Raw genomic sequence first — 16090 nt, forward strand, 5'->3', positions numbered from 1 at the left:
TTCTTAAGTAAATGTTGCCTGATTATGAATTTGCCATGACGAGGTAATATGGGGATCGAGGCAAGGTTCTGGTGCTAGTAAAACGAGAAGAGAAAGAGTCTCTCAATTGAGGGTCGGCCTTCGTTTATTGCTCTCTGGTACTTTCTAGCAACTTCCGTAGAATCAGGTCAGGAGAGAAGATACAATCAAGAGTAATAGTTCAGTTTAAAGGAGAAGTGTCCGTTGAAATTTCACGCAATCAGGCTGTTGGTAAAGAACTTCCACGAAAGCCTTGCATTTTACAGAGATGTGCTGGGTTTTTCTGGGTGGCAGAACGACGATCTGGAATATGCCTATTTTGAAGAACAACAGCTCGCTCTTTTTGCACGAGGACGAATGGTCAATCTGATAGGAGAAGGAGATCCAACCTCCTCATCTCAATGCGTTCTTCAATTTGAAGTTGATGAAGTTGATGATGCATTCGACAGGCTTCAAAAAAAGGGAATCCACTTTATTACCCGTCCAACAGACATGACAGAATGGGGATCACGAGTCGCGCACTTTCGTGATCCAGATGGAAATGTCATTGAACTTTATCAATCGATAAGAAAGTAGTTCTTGGTGGTTCTCGATCAGAGTTAGGGCGTTGAGGCCAAAGTCTTTCCCTGCTTAGACAGTCAAAGCTTTCCCTTGATAGGTCCATCGGAAAGGTTTTGCTGTTTGATTGTAGTATTCAATGAATGCCAGCACTTTGGCCTCTAACTCTTCAACAGACGCGAAAGAGCCACGTTTGAGCAACTTGCGTACCAGAATACTGAGCCAGATTTCGATTTGATTGAGCCAGGAACTGTGCTTTGGGGTGTAATGGAACACGATTTTGTGATCTTCCTGGCGTAAAAAAGTGGCCCGACTTCTCATGGATGCGAGAATACCGCTCTCACCTTTGACCCCTAAATCCCTTGTGATGCCTGAAAGATCGGCTACCCAGCGTACCAATGATTCGGACTGATGGGTGTTGAGTTGATCACAGACAATATGCCATCGTTTCACTTCTGGCTCAGTTGCCACCAGGGTTTGCATATGGAATAAGAAATCTTGTTCTGTGCGGGTTGGGCCACAAAAGGGAGCCATTACCTTTCCGGTCACCACATCACGGCTCAGGATAAAAGAACGAGTTCCATGATGGATATACTCAAACTCTCGTCTTTGTACTTTCCCAGGAGCCAGAGGTAGCCCTGGGTGCGTTTCGTAAACAGGAAATGCTTCCTTCCCATCTACGATCCTGGTTTATGCTGTCATTGAAGCCATCTGATGACAGGAAGCAGCACATTGACGACACATATTGGCACACGCTTGTATCTGCTTATCAGTGGGAACCGCCCGTTCACAGGCTTCAGCACAGACAATGCAAGCGTCTTCACAAAGTGCACATGCCTTTGGGTGAAGTGGGGAGGCTCTGAGCATGAAGTCGAGGCTCACCTCGCAACTTTGCGCACAGCCCAACAGCACACGTAGATGTGACGCTTCGGCATGACGACCTCCTTGCTGCAAACAATACGTCACTGTCTGCATACAGAGAGTGTGACAGTTCTGGCAATCCTGGATGCACTGTTGCATCTGTGCATTGGTGTGAGTTGCCGACATATTGTTCTCTCCTTTTGATGCTCCTCTGTTAACATGCAAAACCAACAATCTTTTGTACGTAATCGACTAATACTGTCGACCAGAGTAGATACACGAACCATTTCATTCGTTTATAACAGGAGAATTCCTCCCATTGTTGTGTCTGTAACACAACAGCATTTTGAGAGTAGAACAATATCTGTTCATGGCTCCTCTTGCAGGTCTTTAGGAAAGAAGTCCGCTGTCCTTCCATTGTTTTGGCAGAAAAGGAGAGGAGCAGTGTACAATACCACAGTTACTATCGCTAATAGTACTCACTGATAAGTACTATTAGTATCGATAAAAAGCAAGCAAAGAAGCGAATGATGTACAAAGAAGAGCTATCTTTCAGCATGAACATGAAACAAGACATCTGTGAGGGAGAGGAAGAGTATGCATCCATCACCGCTATCGGTCAATCACCTTGTCGGTCGTACTCTTGGCACGTATCATGTAGAACGACTCCTGGGATATGGCAATAGCTATGTCGCCTGTCTTGCCCGAAAAGATGTGCACCTGCCATCTGTGACGCTGAACCTGTTTCCACTGCCTGAAACCTTCTCGCTCCAGGCCCGTGAACGTTTCAGGACGCGTTTTACTGAAGTCACCTCAAAACTGATGCAACTCCGCCATCCATCTCTATCCCCAGTGTATGACGCCGGGGAGCAATGGGGATATTTCTACCTCGTTACCCCTTTGGTAACGACCGGTTCTCTTGCCAGAACGCTCAAACAACAGGGTAAACTCACGATCCCAAAAGCGCAGGCAATTCTCCGACAAGTAGCGGATGGACTCGATTCTATTCATCGTCAAGGGATGATACACGGGACACTGGCAAATAGTACGATCTTCGTAGAAAGTGAAGACAAGATACAGATGACCGAGGTGGGACTGGGAAGTATCTTGAGCGTCCACAATCTTGAGCCGCTATCCCAACCGTATAGGCACCTTGCCAGTATTGCTGGAACCTTTCTTGGTGCGCCTGAATACATTGCGCCCGAAGTGGTGCAAGGAGCGCCACGAGATGCTCGTGCTGATGTATACGCACTAGGCGCGTTGCTCTTTGAGTGGCTGACGGGTCTCCCGCCGTTCTTAGGTGCCGATCCTCTCAGGACAGCTTTGCTCCATGTTCAACAACCGGTCCCGTCTCTGCTTGCTTTACGTCCTGATCTGCCTCCTGCTCTCGATCTGGTACTTGGGCGAGCGCTCGAACCCCATCCTGAGCAACGATATCAATCCGCCGGGCATCTTGCCAATGCGTTTGAGCGTGTACTGGTAGTGATTGAGGAAAGTGGGAGATCGGTATCCTCATCAATACGCCCTATCGCTCCACCACAACAGAAAGAAGATATGGGTGAATATGACCAGTTCAAGAAGACATTCGAGCCATCTTCAATGGCAAAGAGTGGAAGCGCAACGCCTGAGAAGATGATGGATGCTGCACAGGACGAGGAGGAGACAGATGATCTTTTCGTTCGATGGTCAACAGCTTCATTAGCGCATGTGCAAACTCGCCCTTCTGGATCATTAACGAATAGCTCTCTCATGACCCAGAAACATACAGCTCCAGTGGATAAAGGACGGAGACGTATCATGAGGTTCCTCGCTATTGGAGGGGGAATAGCTGTTGGTTTTCTTGGCGTAGGTGGCATCGACGCAGCACGCACAATGATGCAGACCAGACAATCACAACAGATGCCCGGTATGCAAATGGATGGGGGAACTATGCCAATGGATCAGATGACACCGTCACAGAAAAAAACAACTGCTACGCCGATGTCAATGCCGTAATCTGATCTACTGGTTCCTGAGAATTGCGAATCTCTCGTCGCTATTATGGGACTAGTATCAGTGATGTATCCTCTGAAAAGATATGTTAAGATACACAGGCGAGCAATGAACACGTATTCTGTTTGGGCAAGGTGATGGTTCACTGACAGCGTGACGCAATGAACGTCGTTTGAGCAGATTATCTGGGACTCTTTGTTCCAGGCTGTTTCCTGAGAGAGCAGCCAGCACCTGCTTGTTACAAAAAGGGGGGTGTACATGTATGACGTTTGAACTTGATATTAGTGTGTTTCGCCCGGATCGCCCTGGCATTCGCAAAGTGCTGGGTGATCTGGAAGCCGAGATTATGGAAGAGATCTGGAGTCGTCCAGCCGAACAAGGCACGACCGTCCGCGATATCTTTGAGATTCTGTATGACCGTCGCCGCCTTGCGTATACCACCGTGATGAGTACGATGTCTCGCCTGGCAAAGAAACATCTGTTGCGCGTCGTCAAACAAGAGCAAACTTATATTTATTACCCAAACTACACACAACAGGAATTTGTTTCTCAATTTGTTGGTCGTATTGTTGAAGATCTGCTCATTAACTTTACCGGGGAGACCCTCAGTGCCTTTGGCAAGCAAGGATCTTTCACTTCCGCAGAACAGGCTCGTCACAAGCTTGACGAAATTACGCGTCAGCGAGGGAAGGAGGGAGAGTAGTGCATACCGTTCTTGGCTTCTCAAGTATTCTTCTCGTCATTGGAGGAAGTTTCTTCCTGCTTGGTATGCTTCGCTTTCTCTCTGATTGGGCGCACCGCCGTCTGGTGCAGCTTTTCGTGCTGACGATGCCACTGGTGACACTTGGCGTTGGAATCAGCGGGTTGCACCACTTTACCGGCCATTCCTGTTTTAGCGCTCTTCCTCTTTGGGATCTCTTCTTAGGGGTCGTCGTGCCACTTGGTATGGTTATCATCGCTCTGGGTGCTTTGAGCCTGGGAGCAGTGCGACTGATCCTGATGACACGGGTCATGGCACGTTACCGCACACCTCTTCCTCTTTCCGTACAAACGAGGGTGGAGACACTGGTCAAGCGATTGCATGTTGCCTCTCCTCGTGTGCAAATCTGTGTCTGTGATCGTCCCCTGGCATTCGCCTGTGGCATCTTTCGACCAACCATCCTGCTTTCAACCTGGATGCTTTCCCATCTCGATCCGCAAGAATTAGAAGCCGTCCTTATGCATGAGCTAGAACATGTGGCTCGGCACGATTACCTGCTCATTTTTCTCGCGACTGTTTTGCGTGATGCCTTTTTCTATCTGCCAACAAGTTGGCAGGCGTATCGGCAACTTCAGCGCGAAAAGGAATTCATGTGTGATGACCTTGCGGTTCATGTCACACAGCGTCCCCTTGCCTTAGCGAGTGCTCTCGCAAAAGTCTGGCTCCATGCAGCAGAAACGCCGTACCTGACCCAGTTTGGCGGCGCGCAACTTCTTGTTGAGAAGGAAAATCCTCTCAGTACACGCATTGATCGATTAATCTCACCACAAACAAAAACGGATCACACCCGCTTTACTCCTATAAGTGCTAATGTTGTTTCTCTACTTATTTTATTTCTTGTCCAGGGAACAAATCTGCTCATCATTTTGTCATTAATGAATTGCAATCCTCTTGCTCTTCTCAAAATGGTGTTGTAACGATACAGGATACTTACTATCTCTCTACACCTTGTCAGCACTGTCAACATCGACGGGGATAGGCAGAGCATGAAAACGTCCACCGCTCGCGCTTCACCGTCGAATGGGTGTGCTGAGATTTGACCCCCAAAGATCGATGGGTGCTCTTTTGAATTAATAATAGTGGACAACACGCCGCCAGTGGGCCACCAATTCGAGCGCTTTGAGTGGAAGGCGCTGCCAGAGAGGTGTGACGAGTTGGCGTATGTATGGAACGTTTTGACGAACCAGAAGCGCTTGTTGATACGCTCGACGGATGAGACACCCTGCCTGTGGCATTGGTTTCACCACGAGAAACGAGCGGGTAGGAGTAAGTATAGACCATCCTGGGTTCGGCTCCCCACTTCATTTTGTACTGAGCAAGCCCCTGGTTTCCCGTGTTGACCGTTCCAAAGTCGTAGAGCGCAAGCCCTGTTCGCAGGTATTCTGGATCGCGTGCCAATGGAGCAGATCATTGGGTCGCAAGGTTTGATCCTCCCATTGCCGCCCTGCCATGAGATATGTTATTGTCTGCTTCCATTGCAGAAACAGAAAACCAGCGAGAAGCCCGCGGTGTCCTGCCTCGACCTGTTCAGCCAGCAGCAATTGGAGCACCTCTTGTGGCTGCAAGCGTTGCCAGGACAGTTCAAACACGCGGTATGGCTGTGGTAAAATCACCAATCGATGCGTGGTCTGCAAATATAGGGCGTACCATGCTCGCAGGTCATGCATCGTCTCCCCTGAGCGAATCTGCACACCTGACCAGGTCGCCTTCTTGATGGCTCGTCTGATCTTTTCGTCAAAGTGCAACTGATCAGGCTGCTCATGCAAGACCAACTCATAGGTTTCTTCATCGGGTACTCCCACAACACCGTTTACGCGCTCATCGAATATCGTAGATCTGGACAGGAACTGAAACGTGGTTGCTTGTTCCTTTTGACTCCGTTCAATGGCGGCCTGGATCAACATCGTCTGTACCTGCTCGTCGTTAGCCAATGGAGCGGCTTCTGGAGTGGTTGAGAAGCAAAGTCGTCCTGTGCGCAATCCCCAGCGCGAAAAGAGCGGCAGAACACCGCATAACGCTCCTGTGGCATCCTCGCAACCTAGATGCAGCGGCTTATAGCCATAGGCTTCTTCCAACACTCCGAGCCAGGCCGGATGATGATAGATGCTGCTGGTTGGCAGATAGCTCATCAGAGCTTCCCACCGATTATCCATCTGGGGATTCAGTTCTACAATATGTAATGGGTAGTGTTTTACAGACTCATTATTTATCTGTTTTCATGTATATCTCCTTCTAGAGGATAACAACGAATAGCTTTTCATAGAGACCTGAGAGCAGTAAGAGTCCCTCCTCCATTAAGGTACGATTGATAACTGTACCTACGTTAGTAGTACCAACAATTGGCAGGGTGATAGAGTGAGTCTGGACAAGAAGTTTCTGATGAATGGTTCGGCAACATCATCAGAGAGAGAAGTTGGCTGGGGATACTTCTCTACTTTTTATACTATTGCCGATAGTACTTTTGACAAGAGTACGATGATTGATTATACTTTAGGCATGTGGAGGGTGGTAATGAAATGCCTGTACCTCCTCCTGTTGCTGGGGTACAGGGGGGCGGAAAGTTTTCCCATCGGGAAAACTGAGGGGGAACTGTAATGGATCAGAAGTTCTCTGAGAGGAGGAAAGCCGTGACGCTTGAACCAGATATTCATACGTTTCGGACGGATCGGCCCGGCATTCGTAAGGCTCTGGGCGATCTGGAAGCCGAGATCATGGAAGCGATCTGGGCGCGTCCTATCAGTCAGGGCACGACCGTGCGTGATATTTTTGAGATCCTCTCTATACGCCGACATCTTGCCTATACCACTGTGATGAACACCATGACCCGCCTGGCGAAGAAGCAGCTCTTGCGTGTCGAAAAGAAGGAGCAAAGTTATCTCTATTACCCTACCTATACACGGCAAGAGTTTGTTTCTCGCTTTGTGAGCCACATTCTTGAGGATCTGTTTCTCAGCTTTTCTGGGGAAATGCTAGAGAGTATTCAGGCATTACAAGATCCAGTGGCGGCCACTCAAGCTCGCCACTTCCTTGATGAAATCAGACAACAGCGAGGCAGTGAGGAGGACGAGTAGTGCATACGGTGTTTGGAGTGTCTAGCATTCTTCTCGTGTTGCTCGGTGGCTCTGCCCTTCTCTCTCTACTCCGCCTCATCCAGGATGGTTCACATCGGCGTGTTGTGCAACTCTTCATATTAACCACAGGGCTTTCCAATTCTCCCATCTAGCGGGAGTGCAGAGGGCGGCAGCCCTTTGCCGGGGTGCGGGGTGTCCCCGCAAAAACCTTTTTTCTTCTCTTTTGCGCGCCGCCGCAGGCGGCGCGCGAAGGAGGGAAGGAAACTGGGGACGCCCCAGGCCCCGGCAGGGAGACCCCTGCACCCCTTTGAGCGGAGAACTGGAAAGCCCTGATATTAACCATGCCATCCTTGACATTGGGGATCGGCGTTGGGGGACTCCACAATTTCGTCGGTCATAGTTGTTTCATTGATATCCCATTTTGGGACTCTCTTCTGGGAGTGATCCTTCCTCTTGGTATGGCGACCATTGCCGGTAGTGCGATGTGTTGGGGGATAGGACGATGGCTCTTTATGGCCCATCTTATCAGGCGGCGAGGTCTCTCCATTGGTTCAGAGCTACAAAGTGTCATGAATCAACTCAGCAGCAAGCAGAAGAGGGCCGCGCCTCGCGTGCTGCTTTATATATATAATCGTCCCCTGGCGCTAACGTGTGGTATCTTCCGACCAACGATTCTCATTTCTACATGGATGGTGGAGTGTCTCGACCGACAGGAGCTTGAAGCAGTGCTTGCCCATGAACTGCAACATGTGGTGCGACGGGATGGTCTGGTCATCTTGTTGGCAACCATCCTCCGCGATGCCTTTTTCTACCTTCCAGCAAGCCAGGTGGTGCATCGTCAGTTACAACAGGAAAAAGAGCTGCTCTGTGATGACCAGGCGGTTCAACTCACCCGCCGCCCGTTGGCCCTGGCCTCTGCGTTGGCAAAAGTCTGGCTACAAACTGTTGACGAGCCAAGCTTTGCCAGAATGGGTGGCGCATCATTATTGGTTGAAGCTCATGCTTCGATACAGAGCCGTATTCAGCGCTTACTTGCCTGGCGTGAGATCATGAAGACACCATCAGCCTCTCCATTGTCCTTTCCTCTCAGTGTCGCTGCTTTGATGACGATTCCACTCGTACAAGGTGCAAATTTCTTGCTTGTATTAGTCATCATAGGGTGTATTCCCTTTGCCTGACTTAGAATGCTCTTCTCCAGGAGGTTTTCGATGAAAGGTCTTCCATCCCTCTGTCTGCATCTGTCACATGATGGAGGACATTTTTTCTTCTCCCTCCATGCAGAGGTTTTTTGCTCAAAAAGGAGCCGTTATGAACACGAGCCACCTGGGGGCCTATGAGTTGCAGCAACATCTGGCAAGCGATCCGACTGCAACATCTCTATGCAACACCTCTTGCTCCAGCATTGGTCAACTCCTCTATTCTCCCTGCTGTCACATCTGTCATTTTGCGCTGTCTCTCAAAAGACGCAAACACACGTTTCTCCTCTGCATCTTCTCTGGTGATGGCTCTTGCCAGGGCCATTGGTCATTCCATACCTGATGTTTTGAGCCAACCCAGTTCCCAAACAGGATCGGGGAGCAATACTTTATCCCAGGAACAAACAGACTCTTTGCTGATGAGCATGAACAGGCCCACTCGCTTTCTTGCTCGTCATCGTCCTGGGCGCTATTGCAAGTGTACTCTGGCTAAATATGCGCCAGCCACCTGCTACGAAGAGCAGTTATGCCGTGGTGGGGCATGCCTACTTTGTCAGTAGCGGTCAGTTGAATGAAAACACATCACAGGGAATTGCTGACCGTTTGCAAATTGCCCTGGATACTATTCCTCATCCGCAGCCAAACAAAAGCTACTACGTCTGGTTATTGAGTGACAATGATGGCCAGACGAATATTGCTCCTATCCTGCTTGGCTCATCTCAAAGTGGGGGACATATCGCCCTTTTCTATGCGGGAAACGCTCAGCACAGTGATCTACTTGCTCGTTATAGTCGTTTGCTGGTGACTGAAGAGGATGCCGGGCTGATACCTACGAATCCTTCCCTCGATCAGCAGACCTGGAGATATGCCGCGTCTTTTTCACAGGTCAAGAAGCCTGGGCAGATGGATAGTTTGCTTGAACACCTGCGTCATCTTCTCTCTCAGGCATCCATGTCAACAGATATGGGCATGGACACAGGGACAGTCATGGCCGGGGGGCTAGATGTCCAGCTCTTCCGTAATACCTTAAAAGTGCTAGAAGAAGCAGGCAGTATCCGCGATGCTCGCAATGGAGGAGGGACGGCATTTATGCGCCGACAATTGGTGCGCATGCTCGATTATCTGGACGGAGTTGCATATGTGAAGATGGAACTCCTCCCTGCTGATCTGTCGCCAGTCATGGCTGATCCTCTCAAAGCGCACATGGGTCTCCTGCAAGTGACCCCTGCGCAAAATCCACCGGGTTATTTGAAGGAGATTGGGAATCACTTGCGTGAATTGGTGATGGTGCCGGGAGTGACACCAGAGCAGAAAGCGCTCGCAATACGTATTAATGCCGCACTCAATATGGTCCAGTTCTGGTTACAGGTGGCGCATACTGATGCTATCAAGCTGCTCCAGATGACGCCACAGCAATTGCTGGCACCGACCACTGTTGCGCTCCTCGATGACCTGTTTACGCAGGCCAACAACGCTTTTGTCGGCCAGACTGATCCCAATACGAATCAGGTCAGAGCGGGAGTGGTACAGATCCACTATGACATTCAAAGGTTAGCCACTTTTGATATTCAACCCTATACAGCAGCCCGATGAGCGTGAAGGAGAACAGTCGTAGTATCGCAAAAACAAGAAATAGAATCAGCCAGACCCGTGTACACGTGTGGTTTGCGTATCCCAAAGCGCACGAGACCAGCCAGACCAGTAACGAGAAAGAAGATCGCACAAAGCCTGATCGTCAGTGGCACATTCATATACTCGAACGCGGGAATTGCCAGTACCAATCCCAATGGAGCGCCAACACTGGACAAAATCATACGCAGGCTATAGATTTTGCCGGTGTAAGAGTTCGCTGCTATTAACACATTTGCTCTCGCTCTCAGTGAGTCTTCCTTCTCATGCTCTTGACTTGCACACTTCTGTATCATGTACAATCAACTTAAGCCTGTCAAATGAAGCAATCCGTTGGCGATGAAAGATCGGTTGGATCAGACGACGCTGATGCAGCCAGGAGTCTGCATTGTTATTGAGCAGGCCATTGCCCAGTGTCAGGCTGAGTACTTGATTAGAAATGCCTCCCTTGCGGTAATTTTTGTAATTTTCCGCACAACATGGTGCACGCCATCGGGATGAAAAACCAGGGTCCAGGAACCCATGATGGTCGGCAACGTTACTATATCTCCGTAGCGCTCGTGCAGTTCTCGTAAGAACGAGAGGGGCTGGCACGCAAATCTGATGGTATTCCAAAGCGCTGTCGGCCACGACGGTCCAGGTGGTTGTCTGCGCCGCTTCGTTGGTGCCTGACGATGCGTTGTCGTTTGTGATGTCACTGTCGATTGAGACATATGCTGTTCTCCTCCCTGGAAAAGTCGTAGTACAACAACAGCGCACCAGGAATCTTGAGGATACTCATCTGCTTTCCTTCTTTTTTTACTTTAAGATCGTTGCACGAACAGGGCTGTCAGCGTTTTTCTGCGCCGTCCCTTGTCTCTGCTTCCGCTGCCCATAAGGGGTCATGCCTCGCGGTTTATACACAGCCAGCCCCGTGAGCATGATCAACACTACCACTGTGGCACCAGAAGTAACTACCATTTTGAGCTGCATTCCGTAGGGATAGACACTCAGAACAGTTGTTTTTGCCGCGATGTCTGCCAGCAGGTCAATAGCCTGCGTGTGGACCATCAAGAGGAAGGTAGCACCGATGGTGATCACCAGTTTCAGCAGAACCCAATAGTAGCGGAACAAACCCCACTTCGTACCCAGGGACGAGACGATCCCGCTTCCGAGTGACACGAAGGCAAATGGGACAATGACAAACCAGCCAGTCAACTTCATAGCAAGATAGCTAGCTTTCACCAGTTGAGTGTCCTGGCTGGTCATCCCAACGAGGGCGAGCGTCAGAAAGACAGCGACCGCGCCAAACCAGCCAAGTGAGGACATCACATGCATCGTGAGCCAGATCTTGCGCCATCCTGATGAGAGGATCATTGTGCCTGCCCTCCGTATGCGATGGCCGACAGGTATCCGGGGATCGCCATTTGCATGTCCCCCATGCCGTTGTTGGTGATCTCTATGATCACTACTGTCAGAACGATCAGCAAGATGATGAGCACAAAGATGATCACCCAGCGTGGCATGTACCTAGTCAATACATGGTCGGATTCCGGGCAGGGCTTTCCAGTTCTCCGCTCAAAGGGGTGCAGGGGTCTCCCTGCCGGGGCCTGGGGCGTCCCCAGTTTCCTTCCCTCCTTCGCGCGCCGCCGCAGGCGGCGCGCAAAAGAGAAGAAAAAAGGTTTTTGCGGAGACACCCCGCACCCCGGCAAAGGGCTACCGCCCTCTGCACTCCTGCTAGATGGGAGAATTGGAAAGCCCTGGGATTCCGGGTGGTTGTTAGAGGCTAAGGTCACCTGGCGCATCTCCACTGCATCTCGCCCCCCAAGACGCCAGAGCCGGAGGGCAAGGATGATGAGACACAGAAACCAGACGGCGAGGATCGTCCGCTGGAACAGGCCCAACCAGGGATGCAGCGGGTCTCCTGTTGCCTCAGCAAAAAAACCATTCAGCACATTCAGGACGAATACTAGAATGCCTGTGACCCTCGTGTAGATGACAAGGTTGCGCCATCGCTCATCACATGCAAGCTGGAACGACAACATGACGAGCACGATCCCAATGCTCAGAAAGAAGAGCATGCCGTTCATCATATGGACTCCGAGCGGATCGTAGATGTGACCTGCTACGTTTTCGCTCCTGGGGAAGAGGCCAGCAATGATCAGCTCTATCCCATTCCAGACAACCAGAGCTGGACCCACCATCCAGGGCGATGCTTTCCGCACCCCTCGATAGAGTCCTATCCCAAATGCGATCACGAGAAGCCCAAACACCAGAAAGTTTACCTGCTGCACCCATCCCAAAGGGCCAGCCGTCAGGTCGCTAACCTCTTGCGCAATCGGGTTGTACCCCAGGCGTAGATCGGTGCGCAGAAAGCCCTGCATCACAAAGCCAAGTGCGAACAGGATTGGGGCGCAGATTCCTGCGGCAGCCAGCACTCGTTGTCTGGGGAAGGTCTGCGGGGTGAGACTCCGGTCAGGCTGTGCCACCGCGCAATTCGGTCCTTCCGGTACAACGTCATATTGCTTACTCATCATTGTCTCCTTTTTCATATAATACCCCTTATATGTATTATAAAGAATATTCTTAATATACATGAACTAACTAAGAAAAACAGTCTCTTGTGAAAAGATCGTATGTCGACAATTCGCTTGAGTTGAGACATAGTATCTCAGATGGGTGATCCTGTCTGATCCCAAGTGTAGTTGGATGGGTAGACGGATACAAGTTCAATCGGGTAGATTTGTCCCAAATGAGACAAGGAGCAAAAAATGACTCAGCAGGGGAAGAATTTACGTCTGAGACGAACGCAGATGTTATTGCGGGAAGCTCTCATTGAGTTGATTGAGGAGCAGAATTTTAAGTTGCTCACCATCGGCGTGATTACCGAGCGGGCCATAATAAGCCGAGCCGCCTTCTAGCGCAATTATCAGGATAAATACGACCTGATGGAGCAGATCTTTAAGGAAGCGATGAGTGCTTTGCTGAGCGTGGTGGACGAGTTAGGGCAAGAACATCCAGCAAAGATATGGGTAGCATTCTTCGAGCGTATCGAGCATTACGAACGACTCTATCGAGCACTGTTGGGCAGCAAGGGTAGCCCCGGTTTGTGAGGAAGATGCGTGAGCGCTGAGTAAACTGGTCAAAGAGCGAGGACGCCTTCCTCATGGACCAGATGCAAATACATATCCCGTTCACATCTTCTCAGATGAGTTTGTGCCCGACATAGTCGCCGCGATGTTTGTTGAGACTATCACCTGGTGGCTGGAGCATGGGCGTCCCTGCACTCCCAAAGAGATCTCCACAAAAGCTGCTCTCTTGGCCTCGGCACTCTTCAAGGACGCGAGTACCTGGTAATCGCAACTTGCGTGCCCTTGCATCGGGCCAGCCACCGCAAAAGCGGCCCATCCAATCAGCAATACTGTGCCGTGAACGATCCCAGAAACCTTCGGAACAGAAGGCGAGGATGATGCCAGATCAAATACAAGATTCGCTTGAGAGGAGCATTTGCGAGCCACGAAAACATCTGCATTTCCGCCCCCCAGCTCACAGCAACCTTATGACAGTCATGTGATGAGTCGTGGATGGAGAAGAGAGACCCTGCGGGTGGGCCTCTACCAACTTCGGACAAGACTCTCTGTACCTCTTCTTGCCAGTATCATTTACGCACGCTTGTTCCTGGCTTGTAGCACCTCCCTGGCGATAGCATCGGCAAACCGTTCGGCTGCGTCTGGTGCCCAAGCCAGCCACAACCCTGGCTCAACCAGTTCTACTTCCATGACACACGGTTTTCCATTCACATCGTGAACCAGATCAACACGCGCATAAAGGGTAGGGGAGGAGAGTGTCTCAAGGATTCTATATCCCAGTCGCACCTCCTCTTCCTGGGGAACGATGATCCTCTCCTCTGACACACCAGATTGCTTCTGCATACTCTTGTCTGATGCAGCTTCACGGGAAACCGCATGGATGGGAGGACGTACTACGGCATGGGTGAACTCGCCATCGATAAACATGAGGGATTGCTCTCCGCTGCTCAAGATGGTCGGAAGAAATGGCTGGATCAGCATATCCTGGAGAGACACCATGTGATCGAGATAGAATTGCCCCTCGTCCAGCATCCCTTCTTTAATTAAGATCGTACCATACGCCTCGGCTGAAACGGCAGGTTTGATCACTACTTCTGACCAGTGTTGCTCTTGCATCAGCCGGGCAAGAGCAACCGACGATCCCTGCATGCAATGCTTGGTTGGAATCGTTGGGATGCCATGCTCTTCGAGATCACGCAAATAGCCTTTATGCGTATTCCATTGCAGCAACGGAAGAGGATTCCAGAGGATACCTCCCTGCGAAACGTGCTGCGCCCACTCCAGAAAGGCGGTGCGGTGAAGATGAGAATCCCATGTTGAACGAATGATGCTTACCAGCGGACAGGACCAGTCCACCGCAGGATCGTTCCAGATCAGCGGTTGCGCATCAATACCCCTTGCCAGCAACGCTTTCTGCAAGATCGTATCAGATTGGCTCAAATCAGGCCATTCTGAGCCAGTAACCAGAGCAACATCCATAAGAAATTCCTTCCATATTATCAAAAATACACCCTTTTGGTAAGTCATCAAGGACGTGAGGAAGTCATCCTCACATTTTTCCAGTAAACGATGTTCGTGAACAGGGGAATAGTGTTATCCGGTTCCCTTTCGGTAACGCTGGCTCTTGTGCCTGCATCTACAAACAACGGGGCCAGCTCATATCAAGAGATCTTCTCGTATGAGGTGAGTAATGCTCTCTTTATCAAGCGTATCCATCAAATCCGCATACTTATATTGCCCCTCTCTTCTAGTAATAGTGAATGACATAGCACAAATCACCTGTCAGCCCAATCACTTTGGTTGGAAGATGCTGCCAGAGAGGAGTACCCAGGCGACGGAGGCGACTTCCTCTTGATTGAACAGAGGAGCGAACGGTCTTCTGAGAGACGAGAGGCGCTGTTGGATAGGAATAGTGATAGATGGTCCTAGCTTCGGCTCCCCATTTGCTTTTAAAGTGAATAAGTCCCTGATCTCCTACGCGGACATTCCCGAAATCGTACCAACGCATCCCCTCTGCGGTTGCAGTCCGAATTGCGTGCCAGTGGAGCAAATCGTTAGGTCGCAACTGTTGGTCCTCTCGTCGCCACCCTGTGAAGATGTGAGAGACAGTTTGTCCCCATTGAAGAAAAAGAAACCCGGAGATCAGCCTGCTGTGTCCAGCCTGGACATGCTCGGCCAGGAGCAAGCGGAGCAATCCTTGTGGATGCAGCCGCCGCCAGGCTTGTTCAAAGAAGCGGTATGGCTTGGGAACAGCAACAAGTCGGCGCATGGTTTGCAGATATAATTCATACCATGCTCGTAAGTCACCTATCGTTTCTGCAAGTCGTACTTGCATGCCCAATTTCGTTGCCTTGTTGATCGCCCATCTGATCTTCGGGTCCAGACGCACCCTATCAGGTTGTTCTGGCAAGGCCAGTTCGTACGTCTCGAACAAAGGGACACCCATGACATTCTCTACCAACGCATCGAAATGGGTAGACATTACCTTAAATTGGAACTGCGTGCCACCCTCCGCACGAGTACGTTCAATGGCTTTCTGGATTAATAACTTCCTTGCCTGATCATCATCGGCCAGTGGACCAGCAAGAGGAGAGTCAAAGAGAGAAGTGCAGAGTCGTCCACTCCGTAATCCGCGCCGATAGAAGAGTGGCAGAATACCGTGCAAAGCTCCAGAGGCGTCCTCGCAGCCCAGGTGAAGCGGCTTGTACCCGTAGGCTTCTTCCAGCACGCTGAGCCAGGCAGGATGATGATAAATGACGCTGGTTGGCAGGGTTTGCATGAAGGCAATCCAGCGGGCATCATGTTGTGGGTCCATCTCGACCACGCGGAGTGATGAATGCTTTAAGACTTCATCCAGCCTTTGGTTTACATTCACAAAAACTTCTCCTTCCAGATGGAGTAGCAAGTACGTTAAGAGAGATACTCTTCAATATGCAA

Annotated in this window: 21 protein-coding genes; 11 read left to right on the plus strand and 10 right to left on the minus strand. The window is 50.4% G+C overall.

What is annotated here, in order from left to right; all coding sequences use genetic code 11:
* Nucleotides 1–222: 222 nt before the first annotated feature.
* Nucleotides 223–594 (plus strand): VOC family protein, encoded by a 372-nt coding sequence (locus K3T83_RS55445; RefSeq protein ID WP_220211698.1) that lies wholly within the window; start codon nt 223–225, stop codon nt 592–594.
* Nucleotides 595–648: 54 nt separating this feature from the next.
* On the opposite strand, the gene K3T83_RS55450 is transcribed toward K3T83_RS55445, so the two are convergent.
* The gene (locus K3T83_RS55450; protein WP_308441750.1) at nt 649–1260 is read right to left on the minus strand and encodes a transposase; all 612 of its coding nucleotides are present in this window, start codon (nt 1258–1260) and stop codon (nt 649–651) included.
* Nucleotides 1261–1266: 6 nt separating this feature from the next.
* A complete protein-coding gene (locus tag K3T83_RS55455) occupies nt 1267–1623 on the minus strand; it encodes a four-helix bundle copper-binding protein (protein WP_220211699.1) in 357 nt (118 codons plus the stop codon).
* A 411-nt stretch (nt 1624–2034) separates the two neighbouring features.
* Between K3T83_RS55455 and K3T83_RS55460 the strand changes: the two genes are divergently transcribed.
* The 3 genes from K3T83_RS55460 (at nt 2035) to K3T83_RS55470 (ending at nt 5106) form a co-directional block, all read left to right on the plus strand.
* On the plus strand, nt 2035–3432 hold the full coding sequence (locus tag K3T83_RS55460) for a serine/threonine-protein kinase (protein WP_220211700.1): 1398 nt from the start codon (nt 2035–2037) through the stop codon (nt 3430–3432).
* 259 nt (nt 3433–3691) lie between these two features.
* Nucleotides 3692–4132 carry a BlaI/MecI/CopY family transcriptional regulator gene (locus tag K3T83_RS55465; RefSeq protein WP_220211701.1) on the plus strand — a complete coding sequence of 147 codons (441 nt, stop codon included), beginning with the start codon at nt 3692–3694 and terminating at the stop codon, nt 4130–4132.
* Entirely contained in the window at nt 4132–5106 is a 975-nt protein-coding gene (locus tag K3T83_RS55470; protein ID WP_220211702.1) for a M56 family metallopeptidase, read from the plus strand. The genes K3T83_RS55465 and K3T83_RS55470 overlap by 1 nt, the downstream gene beginning before the upstream one ends.
* A gap of 153 nt (nt 5107–5259) precedes the next feature.
* On the opposite strand, the gene K3T83_RS55475 is transcribed toward K3T83_RS55470, so the two are convergent.
* Nucleotides 5260–5424, minus strand: coding sequence for a hypothetical protein (locus K3T83_RS55475; RefSeq protein ID WP_220211703.1), 165 nt, complete (start codon nt 5422–5424; stop codon nt 5260–5262).
* 66 nt (nt 5425–5490) lie between these two features.
* Complete coding sequence (locus K3T83_RS55480) at nt 5491–6342, minus strand: GNAT family N-acetyltransferase (RefSeq protein ID WP_220211704.1); 852 nt, start codon at nt 6340–6342, stop codon at nt 5491–5493.
* 474 nt (nt 6343–6816) lie between these two features.
* On the opposite strand from K3T83_RS55480, the gene K3T83_RS55485 reads away from it, so the two are divergent.
* The 4 genes from K3T83_RS55485 to K3T83_RS55500 all read left to right on the plus strand — a co-directional run bounded on the left by K3T83_RS55485 (nt 6817) and on the right by K3T83_RS55500 (nt 10049).
* A complete protein-coding gene (locus tag K3T83_RS55485) occupies nt 6817–7260 on the plus strand; it encodes a BlaI/MecI/CopY family transcriptional regulator (protein WP_220211705.1) in 444 nt (147 codons plus the stop codon).
* A 341-nt stretch (nt 7261–7601) separates the two neighbouring features.
* Nucleotides 7602–8438: a M56 family metallopeptidase gene (locus tag K3T83_RS55490; protein ID WP_220211706.1), complete on the plus strand. Its 837-nt coding sequence runs from the start codon at nt 7602–7604 to the stop codon at nt 8436–8438.
* A 130-nt stretch (nt 8439–8568) separates the two neighbouring features.
* Nucleotides 8569–8799, plus strand: coding sequence for a hypothetical protein (locus K3T83_RS55495; RefSeq protein WP_220211707.1), 231 nt, complete (start codon nt 8569–8571; stop codon nt 8797–8799).
* A 104-nt stretch (nt 8800–8903) separates the two neighbouring features.
* Nucleotides 8904–10049 (plus strand): hypothetical protein, encoded by a 1146-nt coding sequence (locus K3T83_RS55500; protein ID WP_220211708.1) that lies wholly within the window; start codon nt 8904–8906, stop codon nt 10047–10049.
* Here the strand turns inward: K3T83_RS55500 and K3T83_RS55505 are convergent.
* The 4 genes from K3T83_RS55505 to K3T83_RS55520 form a co-directional block, all read right to left on the minus strand.
* Nucleotides 10031–10318, minus strand: a complete 288-nt coding sequence (locus K3T83_RS55505; RefSeq protein WP_220211709.1) for a hypothetical protein — start codon at nt 10316–10318, stop codon at nt 10031–10033. The genes K3T83_RS55500 and K3T83_RS55505 overlap by 19 nt on opposite strands.
* 183 nt (nt 10319–10501) lie before the next feature.
* Nucleotides 10502–10798 (minus strand): cytochrome P450, encoded by a 297-nt coding sequence (locus tag K3T83_RS55510; RefSeq protein ID WP_220211710.1) that lies wholly within the window; start codon nt 10796–10798, stop codon nt 10502–10504.
* An 85-nt stretch (nt 10799–10883) separates the two neighbouring features.
* Complete coding sequence (locus K3T83_RS55515) at nt 10884–11441, minus strand: hypothetical protein (protein ID WP_220211711.1); 558 nt, start codon at nt 11439–11441, stop codon at nt 10884–10886.
* Nucleotides 11438–12616, minus strand: coding sequence for a DUF998 domain-containing protein (locus K3T83_RS55520; RefSeq protein WP_220211712.1), 1179 nt, complete (start codon nt 12614–12616; stop codon nt 11438–11440). Before K3T83_RS55520 ends, K3T83_RS55515 begins: the two co-directional genes overlap by 4 nt.
* Nucleotides 12617–12835: 219 nt before the next feature.
* On the opposite strand from K3T83_RS55520, the gene K3T83_RS55525 reads away from it, so the two are divergent.
* The 3 genes from K3T83_RS55525 to K3T83_RS55535 all read left to right on the plus strand — a co-directional run bounded on the left by K3T83_RS55525 (nt 12836) and on the right by K3T83_RS55535 (nt 13421).
* On the plus strand, nt 12836–12985 hold the full coding sequence (locus K3T83_RS55525) for a hypothetical protein (RefSeq protein WP_220211713.1): 150 nt from the start codon (nt 12836–12838) through the stop codon (nt 12983–12985).
* A gap of 27 nt (nt 12986–13012) precedes the next feature.
* A complete protein-coding gene (locus tag K3T83_RS55530; RefSeq protein WP_220211714.1) occupies nt 13013–13177 on the plus strand; it encodes a hypothetical protein in 165 nt (54 codons plus the stop codon).
* A 103-nt stretch (nt 13178–13280) separates the two neighbouring features.
* Nucleotides 13281–13421 (plus strand): TetR-like C-terminal domain-containing protein, encoded by a 141-nt coding sequence (locus tag K3T83_RS55535; protein WP_220211715.1) that lies wholly within the window; start codon nt 13281–13283, stop codon nt 13419–13421.
* Nucleotides 13422–13726: 305 nt separating this feature from the next.
* On the opposite strand, the gene K3T83_RS55540 is transcribed toward K3T83_RS55535, so the two are convergent.
* Nucleotides 13727–14632 carry an ATP-grasp domain-containing protein gene (locus K3T83_RS55540; protein WP_220211716.1) on the minus strand — a complete coding sequence of 302 codons (906 nt, stop codon included), beginning with the start codon at nt 14630–14632 and terminating at the stop codon, nt 13727–13729.
* Between the two features lie 268 nt (nt 14633–14900).
* On the minus strand, nt 14901–16028 hold the full coding sequence (locus tag K3T83_RS55545) for a lipid II:glycine glycyltransferase FemX (protein WP_220211717.1): 1128 nt from the start codon (nt 16026–16028) through the stop codon (nt 14901–14903).
* Between the last annotated feature and the right edge of the window lie 62 nt (nt 16029–16090).

The sequence above is a fragment of the Reticulibacter mediterranei genome (genome assembly GCF_016587455.1).